Source organism: Pseudomonas sp. R4-35-07 (assembly GCF_003852235.1).
Classification (GTDB): domain Bacteria; phylum Pseudomonadota; class Gammaproteobacteria; order Pseudomonadales; family Pseudomonadaceae; genus Aquipseudomonas.
Genome location: NZ_CP027732.1, coordinates 4,778,534 through 4,796,001 on the forward strand (window position 1 = coordinate 4,778,534; position 17,468 = coordinate 4,796,001).

The 17,468-nt window shown below is 59.3% G+C and carries 17 protein-coding genes; 6 read left to right on the forward strand and 11 right to left on the reverse strand.

The annotated features are described in order from the left end of the window. The first annotated feature begins 62 nt into the window (after positions 1-62). The 6 genes from C4J89_RS21835 (at position 63) to C4J89_RS21860 (ending at position 6,509) form a co-directional block, all read left to right on the forward strand. Positions 63-851, forward strand: coding sequence for a VacJ family lipoprotein (locus C4J89_RS21835; RefSeq protein ID WP_124364327.1), 789 nt, complete (start codon positions 63-65; stop codon positions 849-851). A 129-nt stretch (positions 852-980) separates the two neighbouring features. Continuing rightward, positions 981-1,187, forward strand: a complete 207-nt coding sequence (locus tag C4J89_RS21840) for a hypothetical protein (protein ID WP_124364328.1) — start codon at positions 981-983, stop codon at positions 1,185-1,187. A gap of 113 nt (positions 1,188-1,300) precedes the next feature. Further along, a complete protein-coding gene (locus tag C4J89_RS21845) occupies positions 1,301-3,193 on the forward strand; it encodes an alkaline phosphatase D family protein (protein ID WP_124415560.1) in 1,893 nt (630 codons plus the stop codon). A gap of 117 nt (positions 3,194-3,310) precedes the next feature. After that, positions 3,311-4,324 (forward strand): diguanylate cyclase domain-containing protein, encoded by a 1,014-nt coding sequence (locus C4J89_RS21850; protein WP_124415561.1) that lies wholly within the window; start codon positions 3,311-3,313, stop codon positions 4,322-4,324. A 105-nt stretch (positions 4,325-4,429) separates the two neighbouring features. Beyond that, the gene (locus tag C4J89_RS21855) at positions 4,430-5,680 is read left to right on the forward strand and encodes an aspartate aminotransferase family protein (protein WP_124415562.1); all 1,251 of its coding nucleotides are present in this window, start codon (positions 4,430-4,432) and stop codon (positions 5,678-5,680) included. A 112-nt stretch (positions 5,681-5,792) separates the two neighbouring features. Next, positions 5,793-6,509, forward strand: coding sequence for a hypothetical protein (locus tag C4J89_RS21860; RefSeq protein WP_124364332.1), 717 nt, complete (start codon positions 5,793-5,795; stop codon positions 6,507-6,509). A gap of 9 nt (positions 6,510-6,518) precedes the next feature. Here the strand turns inward: C4J89_RS21860 and C4J89_RS21865 are convergent, their stop codons facing one another. From C4J89_RS21865 to C4J89_RS21915, 11 genes are all read right to left on the reverse strand, one after another. Continuing rightward, positions 6,519-7,637, reverse strand: a complete 1,119-nt coding sequence (locus C4J89_RS21865) for an aminotransferase class V-fold PLP-dependent enzyme (RefSeq protein WP_124415563.1) — start codon at positions 7,635-7,637, stop codon at positions 6,519-6,521. Between the two features lies 1 nt (position 7,638). Further along, positions 7,639-8,841, reverse strand: coding sequence for an MFS transporter (locus tag C4J89_RS21870; protein ID WP_124415564.1), 1,203 nt, complete (start codon positions 8,839-8,841; stop codon positions 7,639-7,641). Next, complete coding sequence (locus C4J89_RS21875) at positions 8,841-10,091, reverse strand: ATP-grasp domain-containing protein (RefSeq protein ID WP_124364335.1); 1,251 nt, start codon at positions 10,089-10,091, stop codon at positions 8,841-8,843. The genes C4J89_RS21870 and C4J89_RS21875 overlap by 1 nt, the downstream gene beginning before the upstream one ends. A 13-nt stretch (positions 10,092-10,104) precedes the next feature. Continuing rightward, positions 10,105-11,076, reverse strand: coding sequence for a proline dehydrogenase family protein (locus tag C4J89_RS21880; protein ID WP_124415565.1), 972 nt, complete (start codon positions 11,074-11,076; stop codon positions 10,105-10,107). 4 nt (positions 11,077-11,080) lie between these two features. After that, positions 11,081-12,145, reverse strand: a complete 1,065-nt coding sequence (locus C4J89_RS21885) for a fatty acid desaturase family protein (protein WP_124415566.1) — start codon at positions 12,143-12,145, stop codon at positions 11,081-11,083. A 250-nt stretch (positions 12,146-12,395) separates the two neighbouring features. Continuing rightward, on the reverse strand, positions 12,396-13,109 hold the full coding sequence (locus tag C4J89_RS21890; protein ID WP_124415567.1) for a helix-turn-helix transcriptional regulator: 714 nt from the start codon (positions 13,107-13,109) through the stop codon (positions 12,396-12,398). Positions 13,110-13,306: 197 nt separating this feature from the next. Continuing rightward, positions 13,307-14,392: a pyridoxal phosphate-dependent aminotransferase gene (locus C4J89_RS21895; RefSeq protein ID WP_124415568.1), complete on the reverse strand. Its 1,086-nt coding sequence runs from the start codon at positions 14,390-14,392 to the stop codon at positions 13,307-13,309. Positions 14,393-14,806: 414 nt separating this feature from the next. Next, complete coding sequence (queC, locus tag C4J89_RS21900; RefSeq protein WP_124405235.1) at positions 14,807-15,505, reverse strand: 7-cyano-7-deazaguanine synthase QueC; 699 nt, start codon at positions 15,503-15,505, stop codon at positions 14,807-14,809. Between the two features lie 101 nt (positions 15,506-15,606). Further along, positions 15,607-16,494: a heme o synthase gene (gene cyoE, locus C4J89_RS21905; protein ID WP_124364341.1), complete on the reverse strand. Its 888-nt coding sequence runs from the start codon at positions 16,492-16,494 to the stop codon at positions 15,607-15,609. Between the two features lie 11 nt (positions 16,495-16,505). Then, the gene (gene cyoD / locus C4J89_RS21910) at positions 16,506-16,841 is read right to left on the reverse strand and encodes a cytochrome o ubiquinol oxidase subunit IV (protein ID WP_003194051.1); all 336 of its coding nucleotides are present in this window, start codon (positions 16,839-16,841) and stop codon (positions 16,506-16,508) included. Beyond that, a complete protein-coding gene (locus tag C4J89_RS21915; protein WP_057723999.1) occupies positions 16,841-17,467 on the reverse strand; it encodes a cytochrome o ubiquinol oxidase subunit III in 627 nt (208 codons plus the stop codon). The genes cyoD and C4J89_RS21915 overlap by 1 nt, the downstream gene beginning before the upstream one ends. Between the last annotated feature and the right edge of the window lies 1 nt (position 17,468).

Consider the following 17,468-nt stretch of genomic DNA (forward strand, 5'->3'; position numbering starts at 1 on the left):
CAGACATCTTTGCGCAAGGCGGCAATGCCAGCATCGGCCTCCCTTTTGCGGAGACTGTGCCCATGCACGCGTTGACCAACCCACGGCACCTGGCCCGCCACGCCGTGCTGTTACTGACTGTGTCTTACCTGGCGGGCTGTGCGAGCCCTCCACCCGTGACACCCACCACCCGCTGCGCGCAGGTGAACAATCCGGTGTATGACCCTGCCGAACCGGTCAACCGCGGGGTATTTGCGTTCAACCGTGCTGTGGATAACTACGCCCTGGCGCCTGTGGCGCGCGGTTACCGTTACCTGCCGGAATTTTTCCAGGCGGGTGTGCATAACTTCGCGAGCAACTTCAGTGAGCCGCAGGTATTTATCAACGACCTGCTGCAAGGCAACCCGCGGCGCTCGGTCAACACCCTGGGGCGCTTCGCCGTGAACACCACGGTGGGCGTGGTGGGGCTGTTCGATGTGTCGGATCGCCTGGGCATCCCACGCCATACAGCCGACTTCGGCCAGACATTCGGCGTATGGGGCGTGGGCAATGGCCCCATTGTCGAACTGCCACTGCTGGGCACCCACAACAGCCGGGATGCGGCGGGCAAAGTCTTGAGCTTCCTGGTTTCGCCATTGGGCGACAGCGATACGGTGCAGACCCTGGGCACCATCAGCCTGGTCGGCGGTACTGTCGACACCCGCGCATCGCTGTTGCCGCTCACCGACAGCCTGCAAAAACTCCCGGACTACTACAGCGCGTTGCGTAATGTGGTGGCGGAACATCGCGCGGCCTTTGTGCGGGAGGGCGAGGAAGGCGCGACATCTGCGGGAATGGACAACTGCGCTAACCGCCCTGCGGATGACTTCTGAAGACGCTCTTCAGCCACAGTCATATCTTGCAGCAGTGCGTTTATAGCAGCCTCGCTTCTGCCGCGATTAAGGTTGGCCTACTTCGCTCCGATGGGCGAAGTCATCCTCTCCTGATAGAAGGAAACATCCATGGTCAGCGGAATCAACCCCTCACTGGGCAGCTTTCAATACCCACCTCTGCAACAGGATGATGCAGAGCCCCAGCGTAGGAAACGCAGCACCGACACCACACACATGCAGCTCAATGCCGCCGAGCCTGAAGGCATGGCGAACAATGACCGAAGCAAAAACAGAGGGGGCGGGCTCGACAGCCTGGGTCGAGGCAACCTCCTTTAACTAGCCGTGTACGAAGGGCAGTGCACGGCCCTTCGTACGTCCCTCCTTAACAAAACCATCACATTCACTCGCTTAAACTCGCCGGTTCAATCCAGCCTGGGGCCACTGCCTGCATGCCGCACTCCGACACACTGCCCGCCGTATTAGCCGGCCCACTGCTGCGACGTCTCGAAGCTCGGCGCCTGGTGTTGTGGCTGGTAGGAAGTCGAGCACTGGCACTGACGCTGAAGCTGCACCTGCCGGCGCAAACACTGGAAATCGCCCTGGACCAGTGCCAGGTGGTACCCGTGGGGCGCCAGGCGTTTATTCATTTGATCGATGTGGCGCTGGACGAAGCGCTGCCTTTGGACGTGGCGATCAGCTACGACCTGCTGTTTGACGACACCGGCATCGCCGACTGGGCACCGCACCTGCTGTACGCGAATGCTCAATACCCCAGTTTCGTGTTGCATAGCCGTATCCATCAGTTGGTGCACGGCTCATGCCGCAAACCCCATCACAGTGCCGACGAAGGATTGCTGTGCGTCGACCGTCTGCTGGCCGAGGCCAAAACCCCGGCCGAACGTCCGGCCCTGTTGATGATGAGCGGCGATCAGGTCTATGCCGACGATGTCGCCGGGCCGATGCTGCGGGCGATTCATGGGTTGATAGCACGGCTGGGCCTGTTCGATGAATACCTCGAAGGCGCTGTGGTCGATGACAGTGCCAGCCTCTATGGGCATCCGGCCAGTTATTATCACCGTGCCGATTTACTGCCGGCCTTGGACAGCAACGAGACCTTGCGCGAGCGCTTCTTTGGCGGCGTGAAAAAGCCGATTTTCACCAGCAGCACCGCCGACAACCACCTGGTGACCTTTGCCGAAGTCATCGCGATGTACCTGCTGGTGTGGTCGCCCACGCCCTGGGCGCTGACCACGCTTCAGGGCCCACCACTGAGCCTGGAACGACAGCAGCGCTACGCCCGCGAAAAGATCCAGATCGAGCGATTCCGCGACAGCCTGCCCGGTGCCGCGCGGGTATTTGCCCACCTGTCGACCTTGATGATCTTTGACGACCATGACATCACCGACGACTGGAACCTCAGCGCCCAATGGGAAGAAACCGCCTACGGCCACCCCTTCTCCAAACGCATCATCGGCAACGCCCTGCTGGCCTACCTGTTATGCCAGGGCTGGGGCAACCAGCCGGATGCGTTTGTCGAACTGGTGAGCCAGACCCAAGCGTTGATCACCCAGGTCCAGGCCAACCACCTGGACGCAGCCGCGCAGGACGAATTACTCGAGGCGCTGCGTAAATTCCAACACTGGCACTACGTACTGCCTACCACCCCCGCGTTGGTGGTGCTCGACACCCGCACCCGACGCTGGCGCAGCGAGTTCACCCTCAAGCAACCTTCCGGCCTGCTGGATTGGGAAGCCCTGAGCGAATTGCAGCAGGAGCTGCTCGACCACCCTTCGGCCATCATCGTCTCGCCTGCACCGGTTTTCGGCGTGAAGCTGATCGAGACCGTGCAAAAGGTATTCAGCTGGTGCGGTTACCCGCTGCTGGTAGACGCTGAAAACTGGATGGCCCATCGCGGCGCCGCCCAGGTGATTCTCAACATCTTCCGCCATTCCCGCACACCGGGTAACTACGTGATTCTGTCGGGCGACGTGCATTATTCGTTCGTCTACGAAGTGTTGATCCGCCACCGAAACGGTGGCCCCAGGATCTGGCAAATCACCAGCAGCGGCATCAAGAACGAATTCCCACCACGCCTGCTCGAATGGTTCGACCGTCTCAACCGCTGGCTCTACTCCCCACGCTCGCCGCTGAACTGGTTTACCCGGCGCCGCACCATGCAGGTGGTACCGCACATTCCGGAACATGCCGAAGCCGGCGAGCGGCTATGGAATTCAGCCGGGATCGGCCAAGTGTTTTTCAATGGGCAGGGCCAGCCCGAGGCGATTTACCAGCACAACGCGGATGGCAAACCTCGGACGGAAATGATTGCGCCACGCCCCTGAAACAGTCCGCCTGCCCTATTCAAAGCCCGCCAACCACGCTGTACAGTAGCGTCAGCCACGGAGTATCGGCGTCAACGACAGCTGGCCTTGAAAGCCCGCTCATGCAGGAAGCGTGTAATGGACGATACAGCCGACACCGAACCGCTGCGTAATGACCTTGCCGATATCAGCACCGACATGTTGCATGCCATCATGGAACTGGTCAGCGACGGGATATGGGATTGGAATGCCAATACCGGGTTCGTCTACCGCAATCCCGGCTGGTACGAAATGCTTGGCTATCCGCGTCACTCCCTGGAAAACAGCGTATTCACCTGGGAAAGCGTGATCCATCCCGAGGATTATCCCCATGTGATGGCCGGATTTGATGACTATGTCTGCCAACGCGCGCCCCAGTACCGAGCCGAATACCGCTGTCGAAAACACGACGGCACGTTCCTCTGGATCGAGGACCGTGGCTACATCATTGCGCGCAATCCCGACGCTTCGGTAGCGCGCATGGTGGGCGCACACCGCGATATACATGCACGCAAATGCTCGATTGAACGTCTTCAAAAGCGTAACCGCTCCCTTGAGACCTTGGTGCTCGAGCGCACCCTTGAATTGTCGCGCGTCAATCAGCAGTTGCAATTGCAACTGGTCGAAAACCGCTCCCTGGCCGAACGGGATGCCCTGACGCGCATTGCCAACCGTTATCGCCTGGAAAAAGTGATGCTCCAGGAATGCGACCGCTCCGAGCGCTTTCGCTTGCCATTGGCGCTGGTGGCTATGGATATCGATGACTTCAAGCCGATCAATGACCGATATGGCCATGGCGTAGGCGACCAGACGCTGGTCCAGGTAGTGGAAGGCCTGGAAACCTGCGTACGTGCCGGTGATGTGCTGGCCCGCTGGGGCGGCGATGAATTTATGCTGGTCTTGCCCAACAGCACTCTGCAGACGGCGAAGGAACAGGCCGAACGTGTGCGCCACACAATCCAGAACCTATTCGCCGCCGCTGATCCCAAGATAACCCTGAGCCTGGGCGTGGTGGAACGGCGGGTGGGGGAGTCACCGGCAGCCCTGATGGCGCGCGCCGATCAGGCGTTATATCGATCCAAGGCGGCGGGGAAGAATGGAGTCTCGGAATGAATGATCCCGACTTTTAATAATGACCCGGCGACTTTATTTCGTTTGCGGCAGAGGCGCTCACGCAGCTTAGATAAACCGAGCCCATTACTGCCGAGTCAACGATTCATGAGCCGCGAAACGATCAGCCAATCGATTTCCATCGTCCACCCCATCAACCTCAGCCATGGAAAAAACGCTGAGGTCTGGGACACCGCAGGTAAGCGCTATATCGATTTTATCGGTGGCATCGGCGTACTCAACCTCGGCCATTGTCACCCCACCGTGGTGGACGCGATTCGTGAGCAGGCGACCAGACTCACCCACTACGCGTTCAACGCCGCGCCGCACATGCCCTACATCGATTTGATGGAGCGCCTGACCGCGTTTATTCCGGTGAGCTATCCAGTCAGCGGCATGCTCACCAACAGCGGCGCTGAGGCCGCGGAAAATGCCTTGAAGATTGTGCGCGGCGCCACTGGCCGCACGGCGGTGATTGCTTTTGACGGAGCGTTTCATGGGCGCACCCTGGCCACCCTCAACCTCAATGGCAAGGTCGCGCCGTACAAGCAAAAAGTCGGCGTACTGCCCGGCCCGGTGTATCACCTGCCCTACCCCAGTGCCGACAACGGCGTCACCTGTGCCGAAGCGCTGAAGGCCATGGACCGTCTGTTCAGTGTGGAAATCGACGTCAACGATGTAGCCTGTTTCATCATTGAACCGGTACAAGGCGAAGGCGGTTTCCTCGCCCTGGATACCGAATTCGCCCAGGCCCTGCGCCGTTTTTGTGACGAGAACAACATCCTGTTGATCGCCGACGAAATCCAGTCCGGTTTCGGTCGCACCGGGCAGCGATTCGCCTTCTCGCGCCTGGGCATTGAACCTGACCTGATCCTGCTCGGCAAAAGCATCGCCGGCGGTGTGCCGCTGGGGGCGGTGGTGGGACGCAAGGCATTGATGGACAACCTGCCCAAGGGCGGTCTGGGGGGTACCTATTCCGGCAATCCCATCGCCTGCGCCGCCGCGTTGGCAACCCTCGATGTGATGACCGATGAACACCTGCAGGTATGGGGCTCCCGGCAGGAGGAGGCGATCGTGCGACGTTACCAAGCGTGGCGCGCACAGCACCTGTCGCCGTATCTGGGCCGCCTCACCGGTGTCGGCGCGATGCGCGGCATTGAACTGGCGCATGCCGACGGCACGCCCGCCGCCAAGCAACTGACCCAATTGCTGAGCCTGGCGCGGGCTGCCGGCCTGCTGCTGATGCCCAGCGGCAAGTCACGGCATATCATCCGCTTGCTGGCACCGCTGACCATCGAGCCGGCCGTGCTGGAGGAAGGCCTGGATAAGCTTGAAGCGTGCCTCAAGCAGCTGGACTGATTGCATACGTTCGCTGAGCCGTCTGACGCAGGCGCCTTGACCTGACTCCCCGGCCCCCTGAAAATGCCCGACGCTTTTTTGTCTCTCCGTTTACTGAAGTAGTGAAATTTCAATGTCCGATGCGTACACCGCTGAATCCGCCGAAGCCTCCGTCGTCGTCTCGCACGCCAAAGCCGAGTATGAAAACGCCATCAATCTTTCACAGCATGTGCCAGCGGCCAAGATCATCAGCGAAATGGTGCTGGACGCGTTTCACACTTCCAAGGAAAGCGACCAGATCCGCGAGTTGCGCGTGGCCATTCGTCAGGCCCATGACGCCTTCGACGATGACAAAGCCTACGACCTCATGGGCCAGCTCAAGCAATTGAAGGACGCCGAAGCCGCCGACAACGCTGCCCTGGAAGACCTGAGCAGCAAGTTCTCCATCAGCCGCCTGCTGTCCAGCTTCAAGGACGACCCCGAATTCCAGGAGCTGGTCTACGGCCTGGCCCTCAAGGTGCTGAACCAGTCGCACCAGGCCATCAGCAACCCGAGCGCCGGCAAGGGCAAGGCTGCACGCGCCAAGAAGGACGCCGAGGTATTTGTGATCAGCAAGGATGGCATCAGCGTCACCCTGCCGCTGCGCACGCCGCGTTCCAAGCTCAATGTGGACCGCGAAGCGCTGGAGTTCCTGGGCCTTACCTTTGTAGGTGAAGGCAACGAGGCGGAGCTGGAAAGTGACACCTTCGTTGATAACAGCGGCGTGGAGCAGCCGGTCACGCGCAAGAGCATTGTGACCGCACTGCAACAGCAAAGCGCTTTTGACGGTTACTCCATCGCCGCCCAGTAAGCGCCGAAGCTATAGGCTGCGCAGGATGACCAGCGCCTGCTCGACTTGGGCGAGGGTGATATGCCGGCCCACCGAGGCACGCACGAAGTGGCTGACGCCCAGGTCCTTGAGCAGCAACGGGGTATGGGCGGCAGTGCCGGCCCAGAGGTTGAGCCCCTGCGCACGGGCCTGGTCGACAAATGCCTTGGCCGGCACGTTGTGTGGCACGAACGAGACAATCCCGGTCTGTTCGAACTGGTCACACATCAGCGTTAACTGCGGCAGGCGCCGCAACGCCTGCGCCAGCATCGCATAGGGCTCCGTGCTCTGCCCGCCGCCTACTTGCAGGTATTCCTGCACCGCCGTGTGCAAACCCACCAGGGCCGAAAGGCTCTTTTCAGCGATCTCCAGCACCCGAGCGCCGGACGCATCCACCTGGTTGACCTGGCCATCGGTGCTGGCGGCGTGCAGGTCTGCAAAATTCAGCTGCAATTGGCCCAGCAGGCGTGGCGACACATAAGCAATCCCGCTCCCACGGGGCCCGCAGAGAAACTTGCGCCCCGCGCCTGTCAATAAATCACAGTGCATATCCCGCACATCCAGCGGCAACTGCCCCAGCGATTGGCACGCATCCACCACATACAGTGCGTTCGAACCCTTGAGCAGCGCACCCAGCGCTTCCACCGGATTGATCACCCCGCAGCACGACGGCAGGTGCGACACGCTGACAAGAAACACATCGTCGTCCAGATGACGCCGCACCCAATCCAGGTCCAGCGGGCTGGTGGCCGTGGTTGGGATCACTTCAACGCGAATCTCACGCGAGAGCTTGAGGTAGTTGAAAAAGATCAGGTTCGCGGCGTATTCCGAGTTCGACACCCACACCCGCTTACCTCGGGGAAATTGCAGCTTGCCGAGAATGCTGGTCCAGGCCTCGGTGGCGCTGCTGAAAAAGCCAATCTGCGCAGGCTCTGCATTCAACAGCTTGGCCACCAGGCGGTACAGGTCGACGTTGAGCAACGCCTCGTAGGCCAGCTCGGTTTCATAGCTGCCCATTTGCGCTTCAGTGGCGGTAAAACCCTGGATCGCATTCAGCGTGGCCGGTGACATCAGGCCCGCACCGGCGGTGTTCAAATGAATCCTGTTCATTTCATGCTTCCTTGTTCCACAAGACAGCCGAGCCTTTCATCACGCCTACCGCCACCGCGAACAGCAGCAATATTGTGCCCGCCAGCAGCCACGGCGAAGGCAGCGAGGGCTGTGACACCAGCATGAACGCCAGCGAAGGCGTGATCATCACGCCGATGTTCACCCCCGCAGAGTAATAGCCGAGGTTGCGGTCCACTGTGTGACGGCTGGAGATACTGCTGACGTAATGGGTGATGCCGGGAAAGACGATCATCTCGCCCAGGCTCCAGAGCACCGTAGCCACCAGCAACAGCGCGCCGATATGGCTGAAGCCCATCAGGAAGAACCCCACGCCAGCGACGAGAAACCCGGCCACCAGCGACCGGCTGCTCGACAGGTGCGACATACGTTGGTTGATCGGCACTTCGAACAGAATCACCAGCAGTGCGTTGATGAAAAAGATGATCCCGACGTAGTACGCCGGCAACTCGGTGTAATTGATGATGTAGGCCGACAGAAACGTCGGCGGCAGCGCATAGGCCACGTGCACCGGTAATGCCGCCAGCAGAATCACCAGCAAGCGCGAGCGCTCGTGCACTGCGCTCTCCGGCAAGCCGTTGCCCTTGCTGACGATGGCAGCCCCTTGGACCACCGGCACCGCACGCCCGAACCGCAGGCAGGCAACGAAGGCCACCAGGGACAACGCCGCGTTGAGGTAGAACACCGCGTCGGCGTTGCTCAAGAAAATCAGGCTGCCCAACAGCGGCCCGATCGCCATGCCGATGTTGATCGCCAAACGGTTGCAAGAGAACGCCACTTTGCGCGATTCACTGCTGCTGTGGGTGACCGTTTCGGAGAACGTCGCCGGCGTGAATGCCTCGTAGCAGGCCCCCCACAGAAACGACAGCACAAACAGCAGCGCCGTGTTATCCACCGACGGAATGATCAGCAGCAGCAGCGCGTTAAGCAGCAACGAGCCGAGGATCACCCGATTGGCGGAAAACCGCTTGATCACCCCGCCGATGATCAAGTCCACAAACAGTGCACCCGCGCCATAAACGCCCACCAGCAACCCTGCGGTTGCCGCCGACACGGCGTGCTGATGAATCAGATACGCCGCATAGAAAGGGAACGCCATGGTGCCCATGCGGAACACCAGGGTGATCAGGAACAGCAACTGCAAGCGAGCATTGAGCCCGCGCAACGCGCGATAAGTGCCTATCATCAGCGAATCACATAGACGTTGTCTTTGTACTGGCGGATCTGCTCGTAATCCTGGTCGATAGTGCCCTGGCTATCCGACACCAGAAACACCCGCAGCGGGCTGCTGAGCAGGTCCACGGTCTTTTTCATCAGCTTGCCGGCCTTGTATTTGACGCTCAGCTTGTGCACCGACGGCAACGCCTCGATCCGGTGAATGGCCGATTCATTGAAGCCGGTGACCTCGCCTTGCAGCGTGGTGTCGGTGTTGATGACACAAGCCTCCTTGAGCTTGTGGTAGCGCTTGCCGGCGTAGTTGGCCTTGAACGCCTCACCGTCGCAGTACGCCAGGTAGGTGAGCTGCGCCTGGTTGCCGCCCAGGCTGATGTCATGGAACCTTGGTTCCATGTTGCCGTTCAGGCGAGCACCGACTTCCACCAGCGCGGGGCCGGCTTCGGTGAGGATCACTTCCGAATGGGCCGGGCCGTTATCGATACCCAGCGCCTTGAGCGCCTTCACGATGTAGTCCACCAGCACGTTGGCCTCGGCGCTGTCCGGGGCAATCAGCACGTCGCGGTCGTAGATGTTCTTGCCGCCGCTGATTTCACGCTTCACATAGCGCCAGATCCCGCACACGTAAGTCTGCCCATCCCGGCTGACGGTATCGACGATGTACTCCGGGCCCTTGAGGTAGGACTGGCAGAGAATTTCCGTGTTGGGCAGGCCGAAGATATCCGGGTTGGACACCACCTCTTCACAGGCGCGCTTGACGTCCTCGAGGTTGTGGCAGATCGAAACCCCGTCGGTGGATGCCGAACTCAGCGGTTTGATTACGCAGGGAAACACCTGACCGGCCTCGACCCAGGCCAGCAGCTCGGCGGGGTCCGAGGATTTGATCTGGCGTGCGGTCAACAGGCCTGCGGCGGCGACTTTGTTGATCATTTCAAACTTGTCGCGGCGAGCGCGTGAGCCTGCACTGCCGTTGGAGGTGGACAGTTGCAACTGTTCACTCAAGTAATCGGCGAATGGCACGCCAGGCTCCTGGCCGGCAATGACGGCGACTACGTTGAACTCACGCAAGCGTCGCACTATATCCTCGGCGTTGTCGTTGAGTGCCAGGTTGTGCTCGAACTCAGACAGGTTCGGCCCGAGCATGCTTGGCATCAGCTCGGGAGTACTCTGTACATGGATCAGGCTGAAACCGGCATCCCGGAAATACTGCGGCAGGAAATTACCGCTCGAGTAGACATCCACCAATGCGACGTACTGCTTCATAAGAATGTCCTTTTCAGTAATGAGTGGCGGTTTCAGAGGCCCGTGGCGAAGCCACGTCATCCAGCGCCAGGAAAATGTTCTGCGGGAACTCAGCCACACGGTGCAACAGGTGCAAGTACCAGTTGGTGCCGTAAACCGCCGACACCCGGGCCTTGACCTGGCCCTGGTCTTTTACCGCCTTGATCAGCTCAGGGCGCACGCCGTGGAGCATCTCCAGCTCACCTCGGTCAGCGATTTGGCTGGTGAGGATTTCTTCAATCAGCAGCGGGTCCTGGGTGGCGAAAGCAAACTGCCCGCGGCCACCATTGATCCGGTCCAGCAGCCCCAGGTAACGCTCGTTGAGCGCCTCGCCACGGGGCAAAGCAATGGCGGCAGGCTCAGCATAGACGCCTTTGACCAGGCGCACTTTGCAGCCGGTTTCCAGCACCGCTCCCAGGTCATCCGGGGTTCGGTTCAACTGCGCCTGAAGGGTGATGCCCACGTTGGGAAAACGCCCGCTCAGGTGCAGGAAGATCTCGAGGATCGAATCCGTCCATTGGGAGCGCTCCATGCTGATGATCACGCCGACATCCTTATCGGCTGCATGGGCCAGGATCTTCGAGCAGTTCTCGACTGCCAGCTCGCGGGAAATGATGGTACCGACGTTCGACAAATCGAACCCCAACTGAGGAGGTTCACCGAGCTTGGGATGCTGGGCGATCAAGTCGATCAGCTGCAGGTATTCATCGGTTGCCGTGGTCACCTCGGCCAGCGTCGTCGCTTCCTCGCCGACGAACTCGACACCGGTGCGATAGCCTTTGGCCAACAGGGCCCCAAGCTTGTCGAGCATCTCCAGGCGATCTTCGGAAATGATGTAGCGAAGCGCCGCAGGTCGCAGGAAATCACGCAGCGTCTCGCTCTCCAGGAACAAGTCACGGTAGGTCTTGTTCGCCGCCAGTTTCTTCAGGGCCAGGGTTGCCAGCAGGCTGTTATCTGTCGTGTTCATGGCATTAAACCCCGTAGGACTGGTTGAGCATGCGACGTGCGAAACTCGAATCGTCGGTGTGGTTGGCGATCTTGTGGGCGCGGAATTTGGCCGCGTAACTGAGCAGGGTTTCCTTGTGGCGGCTATGTCGGTCACGGGTAAAAATCCCCGCCCACAGGTTGTCCCAGCGTGCGTACTCGGGGTGCGACATCAGCAGTTTATGGGCCTTGCGCATGTTCCAGTGGGGAATCGACGGGTGCAGGTGGTGCACAAGGTGGTAGTTATCGTCGTGGCGGCCGAAAAAGAAGTTTTCCAGCGCGTTGCCTTTACGGTTACGGGTCAGCAGCAGCTTTTCGCTTTCAACGGCGGGCAACGGATAGTGCTCGGCCAGCTCGATGATCCAGCCCACAGCCACGGCGGCCGTGAACAGCGGCACGAACCAGAACAGCACCAGTTCAACCGCAAGGCCAAACCAGGCAACCACTGCAAAAATCACTGCCCAGTAGGCCCACATCAGCACGCGTTCCTTGCGGATGCGTGCGTCCTGGCCCTGGAGCCGGTCCTTGACGATGTACTTGATGTATTGAAGGGTGCGGTAACCCGATAACGCCATCACCACGTTCTTCAGGAAGAACTCGCGCTCGCTTTGCTGGAGGTCGTACAGGCCGCACTTGAGATGGAAATTGTAGTCCGGGTCTTTTTCCGGGTGCCCCAGGTGCACATGGTGGTTTTTGACGTGCGAGGTGCTGTAGGACTGGTAAAGATGGAAGATCAGGTACCCCGAGAGAAAGGTACCGGCAAACCAGTTGATCGCCCGGTTTTTCGCCAACAGTTTGTGACTTGACTCGTGCAACACGTTCGCCAGGGCACGTTGAGTGGTGCCGATGAGAAACAGCGAAACGGGATAAAACCAATAGCTGACGCCCACGGACAGATAAATGGCAAAGGCGATGATTGAATAATCCTTACCCAGTGCGATGGCCCAATGGTAGTTATCTTTCTTGCACAGGTGCTTGAGCATCCCGAAGGTTTCACGGGAAATACCCCCGGCGTAATCGCCAGCAGGTTCTTTGTTTTTATCGACCAGCATAATCACTCCATAATTAAGCGGCACGCTGCAACACGCCTATCGCCTAGAGCGACGATGATTTTTTGGGATGTTGCGGCTCTTGTTTTTTTTGCCTGAGCTAAACTCATTGGCTGCAAAAAAACTAAAGCACCGCTTGAAAGTGAACAAGCTGCCCTTTTAGACAGGTAGCGCCAAATCACACGCGCACGCGCACGCCCGCCGGTAATAAATCATCGGCGGGCGTGGCAATGGAAAAAGAAGTACCGGCGAATCAGGCCTGTTCGCGGATATAGCCCAGCTGCAAGGCTTTGCGAATGGCGGACTTGCCGTTGGGCACATTCAGCTTGCTGAAGATATTCTTCATATGGAACTTGACCGTACGCGGGCTCATTGAGACCAGAAGCGCTATTTCGTTATAGGTCTTGCCCTGACTGGTCCAGGACAACACCTGCGTTTCCCGAGGTGTCAGCACGGTTTCCGGTACAACCGGCGGGAGCACGGTGGTGCCTTCCAACGCCTCGTCGTAAACCGAGACCAGCAGCATCTGCAGTTCACTTTTGTTGGCCAGCACTCGCTCGCGAAACTGTTGATGTTCGCCAAAGCTGCACAGGTTGAGGATGGAATAAAAGCCCCGATTACCATGCACGATAAAACTGGCGCCCTCGCCGACGGGGGCACAGGGCCCAGGCACCGGGACCGCGTCTGCAGCGGGCGCAAGGATGTTTTCATCGCTCCAGAAAAACGGCTTTATGCGGCGTTTGGACAAGGACAGCAATTGACCGCGTTGGTAAAAGTCATCTGCAGCGTCACCACGGTCCAGCGCGTCGGGGTAGTTAGTGATGATTTCCGCTTCATCCAGCGTCGGCCCACACTGATAGACCTCGAAATGCCCGAGGCCGCGTCGGCTCAGCTCAACATCGAGCAATTGGCGCACATCGGCGGGCTGCATGAGCGTATTGTTATTGGCTTGACCATCGCTTCGCATGACTATCGTCCCTGATGAGTGACAACGGGTGAGGTTAGCGACCTGACCGGAGTGCTTCAATCCGTAAGCTTCCGATCAAAATCGACCTACACCGTAGGAAAATTCCTCTATATCAGGGAAAGAATGAAACATGCCTACCAACCTTGTCCAGTGCTTCCAGCGCTGAGCCGACCGCGAGCAGGCGCAGCAGTGTCTGGTCAGGCTATCTGTGTCGCAAACACTTCGCGAAACCGCTGCATTTGCTGCTTATTGCCTACCGTCACCCGCACCCACTGCGGCCAATCCTTCCAGACGCGCCCTACCAGCACATTCTGTGCAGCCAGGCGCGCAACCACCTGCTCTGCCGGCTGCTTCACGTCGATCATGAAGCAATTGCTCTGGGAAGCCGTGCAGCTATAGCCCCGGCCCTTCAGCCAAGCGATGGTCTCCTCACGCACATCGGCATTGAGCGCCTTGCGCTGGCCCAGTAGCTTGACGTCTTCCAGGCTGGCATGGGCACCCAGCAGGCTGGCACCGGCCGGGACATTGTCGCCGCCAAACACCGCGAGGCGCTCCAGCAGCGAGGGATGGCCGATCGCCAAACCGAGGCGCGCACCGGCCATGCCGTAAATTTTCGAGAAGGTGCGCAGTACCAGCAGATCGTCATGGTCCTTGATCCAACTCACGCAACTGGGGGCGTCGCAGAAGTCGATATAGGCTTCGTCCACCACCAGCACGCTGCCTTTGGGTTTGTTCTCCAGCGCCTGGCGGATAGCCTCGGTCGGCGTCAGGGTGCCGGTCGGGTTATTGGGGTTGCACAGGTACAGCATGCCGGCCTGGGGATCAGCCGCGAGCATCGCCGGTACATCATGGGCATGCTGGGCATCGAGGCTGACTTCGTGTACCGGCGCCTTGTTTGATTCGGCCGCCTGGCGCGGAACTTCATAGGACGGCGCGGCCATCACCAGGCCACGGGTTGGGTGGGTGAATGCCAATACGGCATAGCGCAACGCGGCCATGGAGCCGGCAAACACCGCCACGTTGTCTTCGCTGATGCCTTGCTGTTGGGCAAACAGCGCAGCCAGCGCGTACATGTGCGGGTAGGGATAACGCCCGGCCGCCGCAATACCACGCGCCATCGCCTCAAGCGCCGCTTTCGACGGCCCATAAGGGCTTTCGTTGTAGTTGAGCAATACATCGTCAGAGGCCGCCGGCGCAGGGCTTGCGACTGCCCAATCGAGATGCCCGAGCACAGGCAAGGCCGCGCCCAGGGCGAGAAGGGATCGACGACTGACGCTGACCATGGTGACTACTCCTTGTAGGCGGACGGGGGATTCGTACGGGTCATACAAAGAGTATGACGAGGAAAATGTCGCCCGATTTAGCACCACCGGATTAGCCGCCGTTACCGCAGCAACGGATATGTACTCGCTCTGATTCAGCATCCTGGTCGGCTGTCAGGCCGCCATCGGGAGCAAGCCCCCTCCCACATTTGGAACGCGGGGTGTCAGTTAGCGAGGCTTCGACTCCTGAGCCGCCACAGGTTCAGGGCCCTACCGCGAAACTTATGTGGGAGGGGCGGTGCGACGATTCGACTTGCTCCCGATGGCGGTGTGTCAGTTACACAGGCATTCACTGACACTGCCTCATCGGGGCTTGCCCCCTCCCACATTTTGATCGTCCTCTATCAGGTAGACCTCACCTGGCTCTGGATCGAGTTATTTCAGCTGCAACTTGTGCTTCAGGCTCTGCATCACATCCGCCTTGTTTTGCAGATATTCATTCAGGCCCCGGGCGCGCAGGTTGCACGCGTCACACTCGCCACAGCCGGTGCCAATGACGCCGTTGTAGCAGGTCAGCGTCTGCTCGCGCACCAGCTCCAGTTGCCCGTGGTAATCGGCCAGGGCCCAGGTCTCGGCCTTGTTCAGCCACATCAACGGGGTGTCGAGACGCACGTCGTATTCCATGCCCAGCTTGAGGGCCTGGTTCAGTGCCTTGACGAACTCGTCACGGCAATCCGGATATCCCGAGAAGTCGGTTTCGCACACGCCAGTGATGACGGTCTCAGCCTTCACTTGATAGGCGTAGATCGCGGCCAGGGTCAGGAACAGGATATTGCGGCCCGGCACGAAGGTGCTCGGCAGGCTTTCGCCTGAGCTGTTCACGGTCGGCACCGGAATGTTGTCACGGGTGAGGCTGCTGATCGCCAGCTCATTGAGCAGCGACACGTCCATCACTTTGTGCACGGTGGCGCCCAATTGCTTGGCCAACTTCTGGGCCACTTCGATTTCCGCCACATGGCGCTGACCATAATCGAAGGTGATGCAGTGCACTTCGTCATACAGCTTCAGCGCCTGGATCAGGCAGGTGGTCGAATCCTGCCCGCCACTGAACACCATCACGGCTTTTTTACTCATTGCTTTGCTTCCTGCCTTCGAAGAATGGGGAATAGTTTAAAGGCCACTCAATAAAAAACCCCGCGCTCTTTCGAAGGCGGGGCTTTTCACTGCCAGACCACTTAGGGCGCGTACGTCAGCAACAGCTCTTTCGGCACTTGGAAATCCAGGGACATCATCACGCTGAGCGCGGTGATGGTGAAGATCGAGAACACGAACAGCTTGCGCGCCCAGACGGTGTCATCCACCGCCTTGTAGCCGGTCCAGGCCATGTACAACCAGTACATGCCCATGGCCGCGGCGACGGCGAGGTAGCTCATGCCGGCGTAGCCACTGAAGGTCAACATCAGGGTCGCCACGAGGAAGGCCAGGATGTAGAGCAGAATGTGTTTCTTGGCCACCTGGATGCCACGCTTGACCGGCAGAACCGGAATCGACGCAGCCAGGTAGTCATTGAAGCGGAAAATCGCGATGGCGTAGGAATGCGGCATCTGCCACAGGCTGAACATCACCAGCAGCACCAGCGCGGCCATGTCGAAGCTATTGGTTACAGCCACATAACCAATCACCGGCGGCATCGCCCCCGACAGACTGCCCACGAGCGTGCCGTGTACCGACTTGCGCTTGAGGTAGAGGCTGTAGAGGCCAACGTAGATGACAAAACCGATCACGGCAAACAGCGCCGCCAGCGGGTTGGCCACCTTGTACAACAACACCACGCCCGCAACACCCAGGACGGTCGCGAAAATCAGTGCCAGCTTCAGGGAGATAAGGCCCTGGACCAGCACGCGATTCTTGGTGCGTTCCATCTTGACGTCGATGTCACGGTCGATGCAGTTGTTGAACACGCATCCGGAAGCTACCACCAGGGACGTGCCGATCATTGCAGCCAGGAAGATGGCCAGATCGACATGTCCCTTGGAGGCCAGGAAGAAACCGCCCGCCACAGAAAGCACGTTACCGAAAATGATCCCCGGTTTGGTGATTTGGATAAAGTGCTTAAGCGACATCGGGTTTTACCTCACTTCGCCATCATGTAGGTGTGGATGCTGAACATGATCCACAGCGACAGACCAACCAGCAGAACGATCACCAGGCCTGCGAACACGAACGCAATCACGTTCTCGCGCTGCTCTTTGGAACGGTCCAGGTGCAGGAAGTACACCAGGTGAACCAGGACCTGAATCACCGCGAACGCCAACACGATCATCAAGGTGATCGACTTCGGCAGGGTTGGGTACATCACCAGGCCGAACGGGATCAGGGTCAGGATGACCGACAGGATAAAGCCGATGGCGTAAGACTTTACGCTGCCGTGGCTTGAATCGTGGCTGTCATGGGAGTGTGCATTAGCCATTACAGAGTCCCCATCAAGTAAACGACGGTGAATACGCAGATCCAGACCACGTCCAGGAAGTGCCAGAACAGGCTCAGGCAGCTCAGGCGGGTCTTGTTGGTGTTGGTCAGGCCGTGTTTATTGACCTGATACATCATCACCGCCATCCACAGCAGGCCGGCGGATACGTGCAGACCGTGGGTACCGACCAGCGTGAAGAACGCCGACAGGAAACCGGAACGGTGCGGGCCGTAGCCTTCGGAGATCAGCAGGTGGAACTCGTTGATCTCCATGCCAATGAAGCCCAGGCCGAACAGGAAGGTCAGTGCCAACCAGCTCAGCACGCCTTTCTTGTTGCCCTTGTAGAAGGCCAACATGGCGAAGCCGTAGGTGATCGAACTGAACAAGAGCAAGGCGGTTTCGCCGAGCACGTAAGGCAGTTCGAAGATGTCGTGGCCCGACGGGCCACCCGCTACGTTGTTTACCAGTACCGCGTACACCGCGAAGATCGATGCAAACAAGATGCAGTCGGTCATCAGGTAGAGCCAGAAACCGAAGACGGTTATTGGCCCCGAATCGTGGTGATGGTCATCGTGCCCATGGTCATCGACATGGGCGTGTCCAGCATTGGTCACTAAGTTCGACATG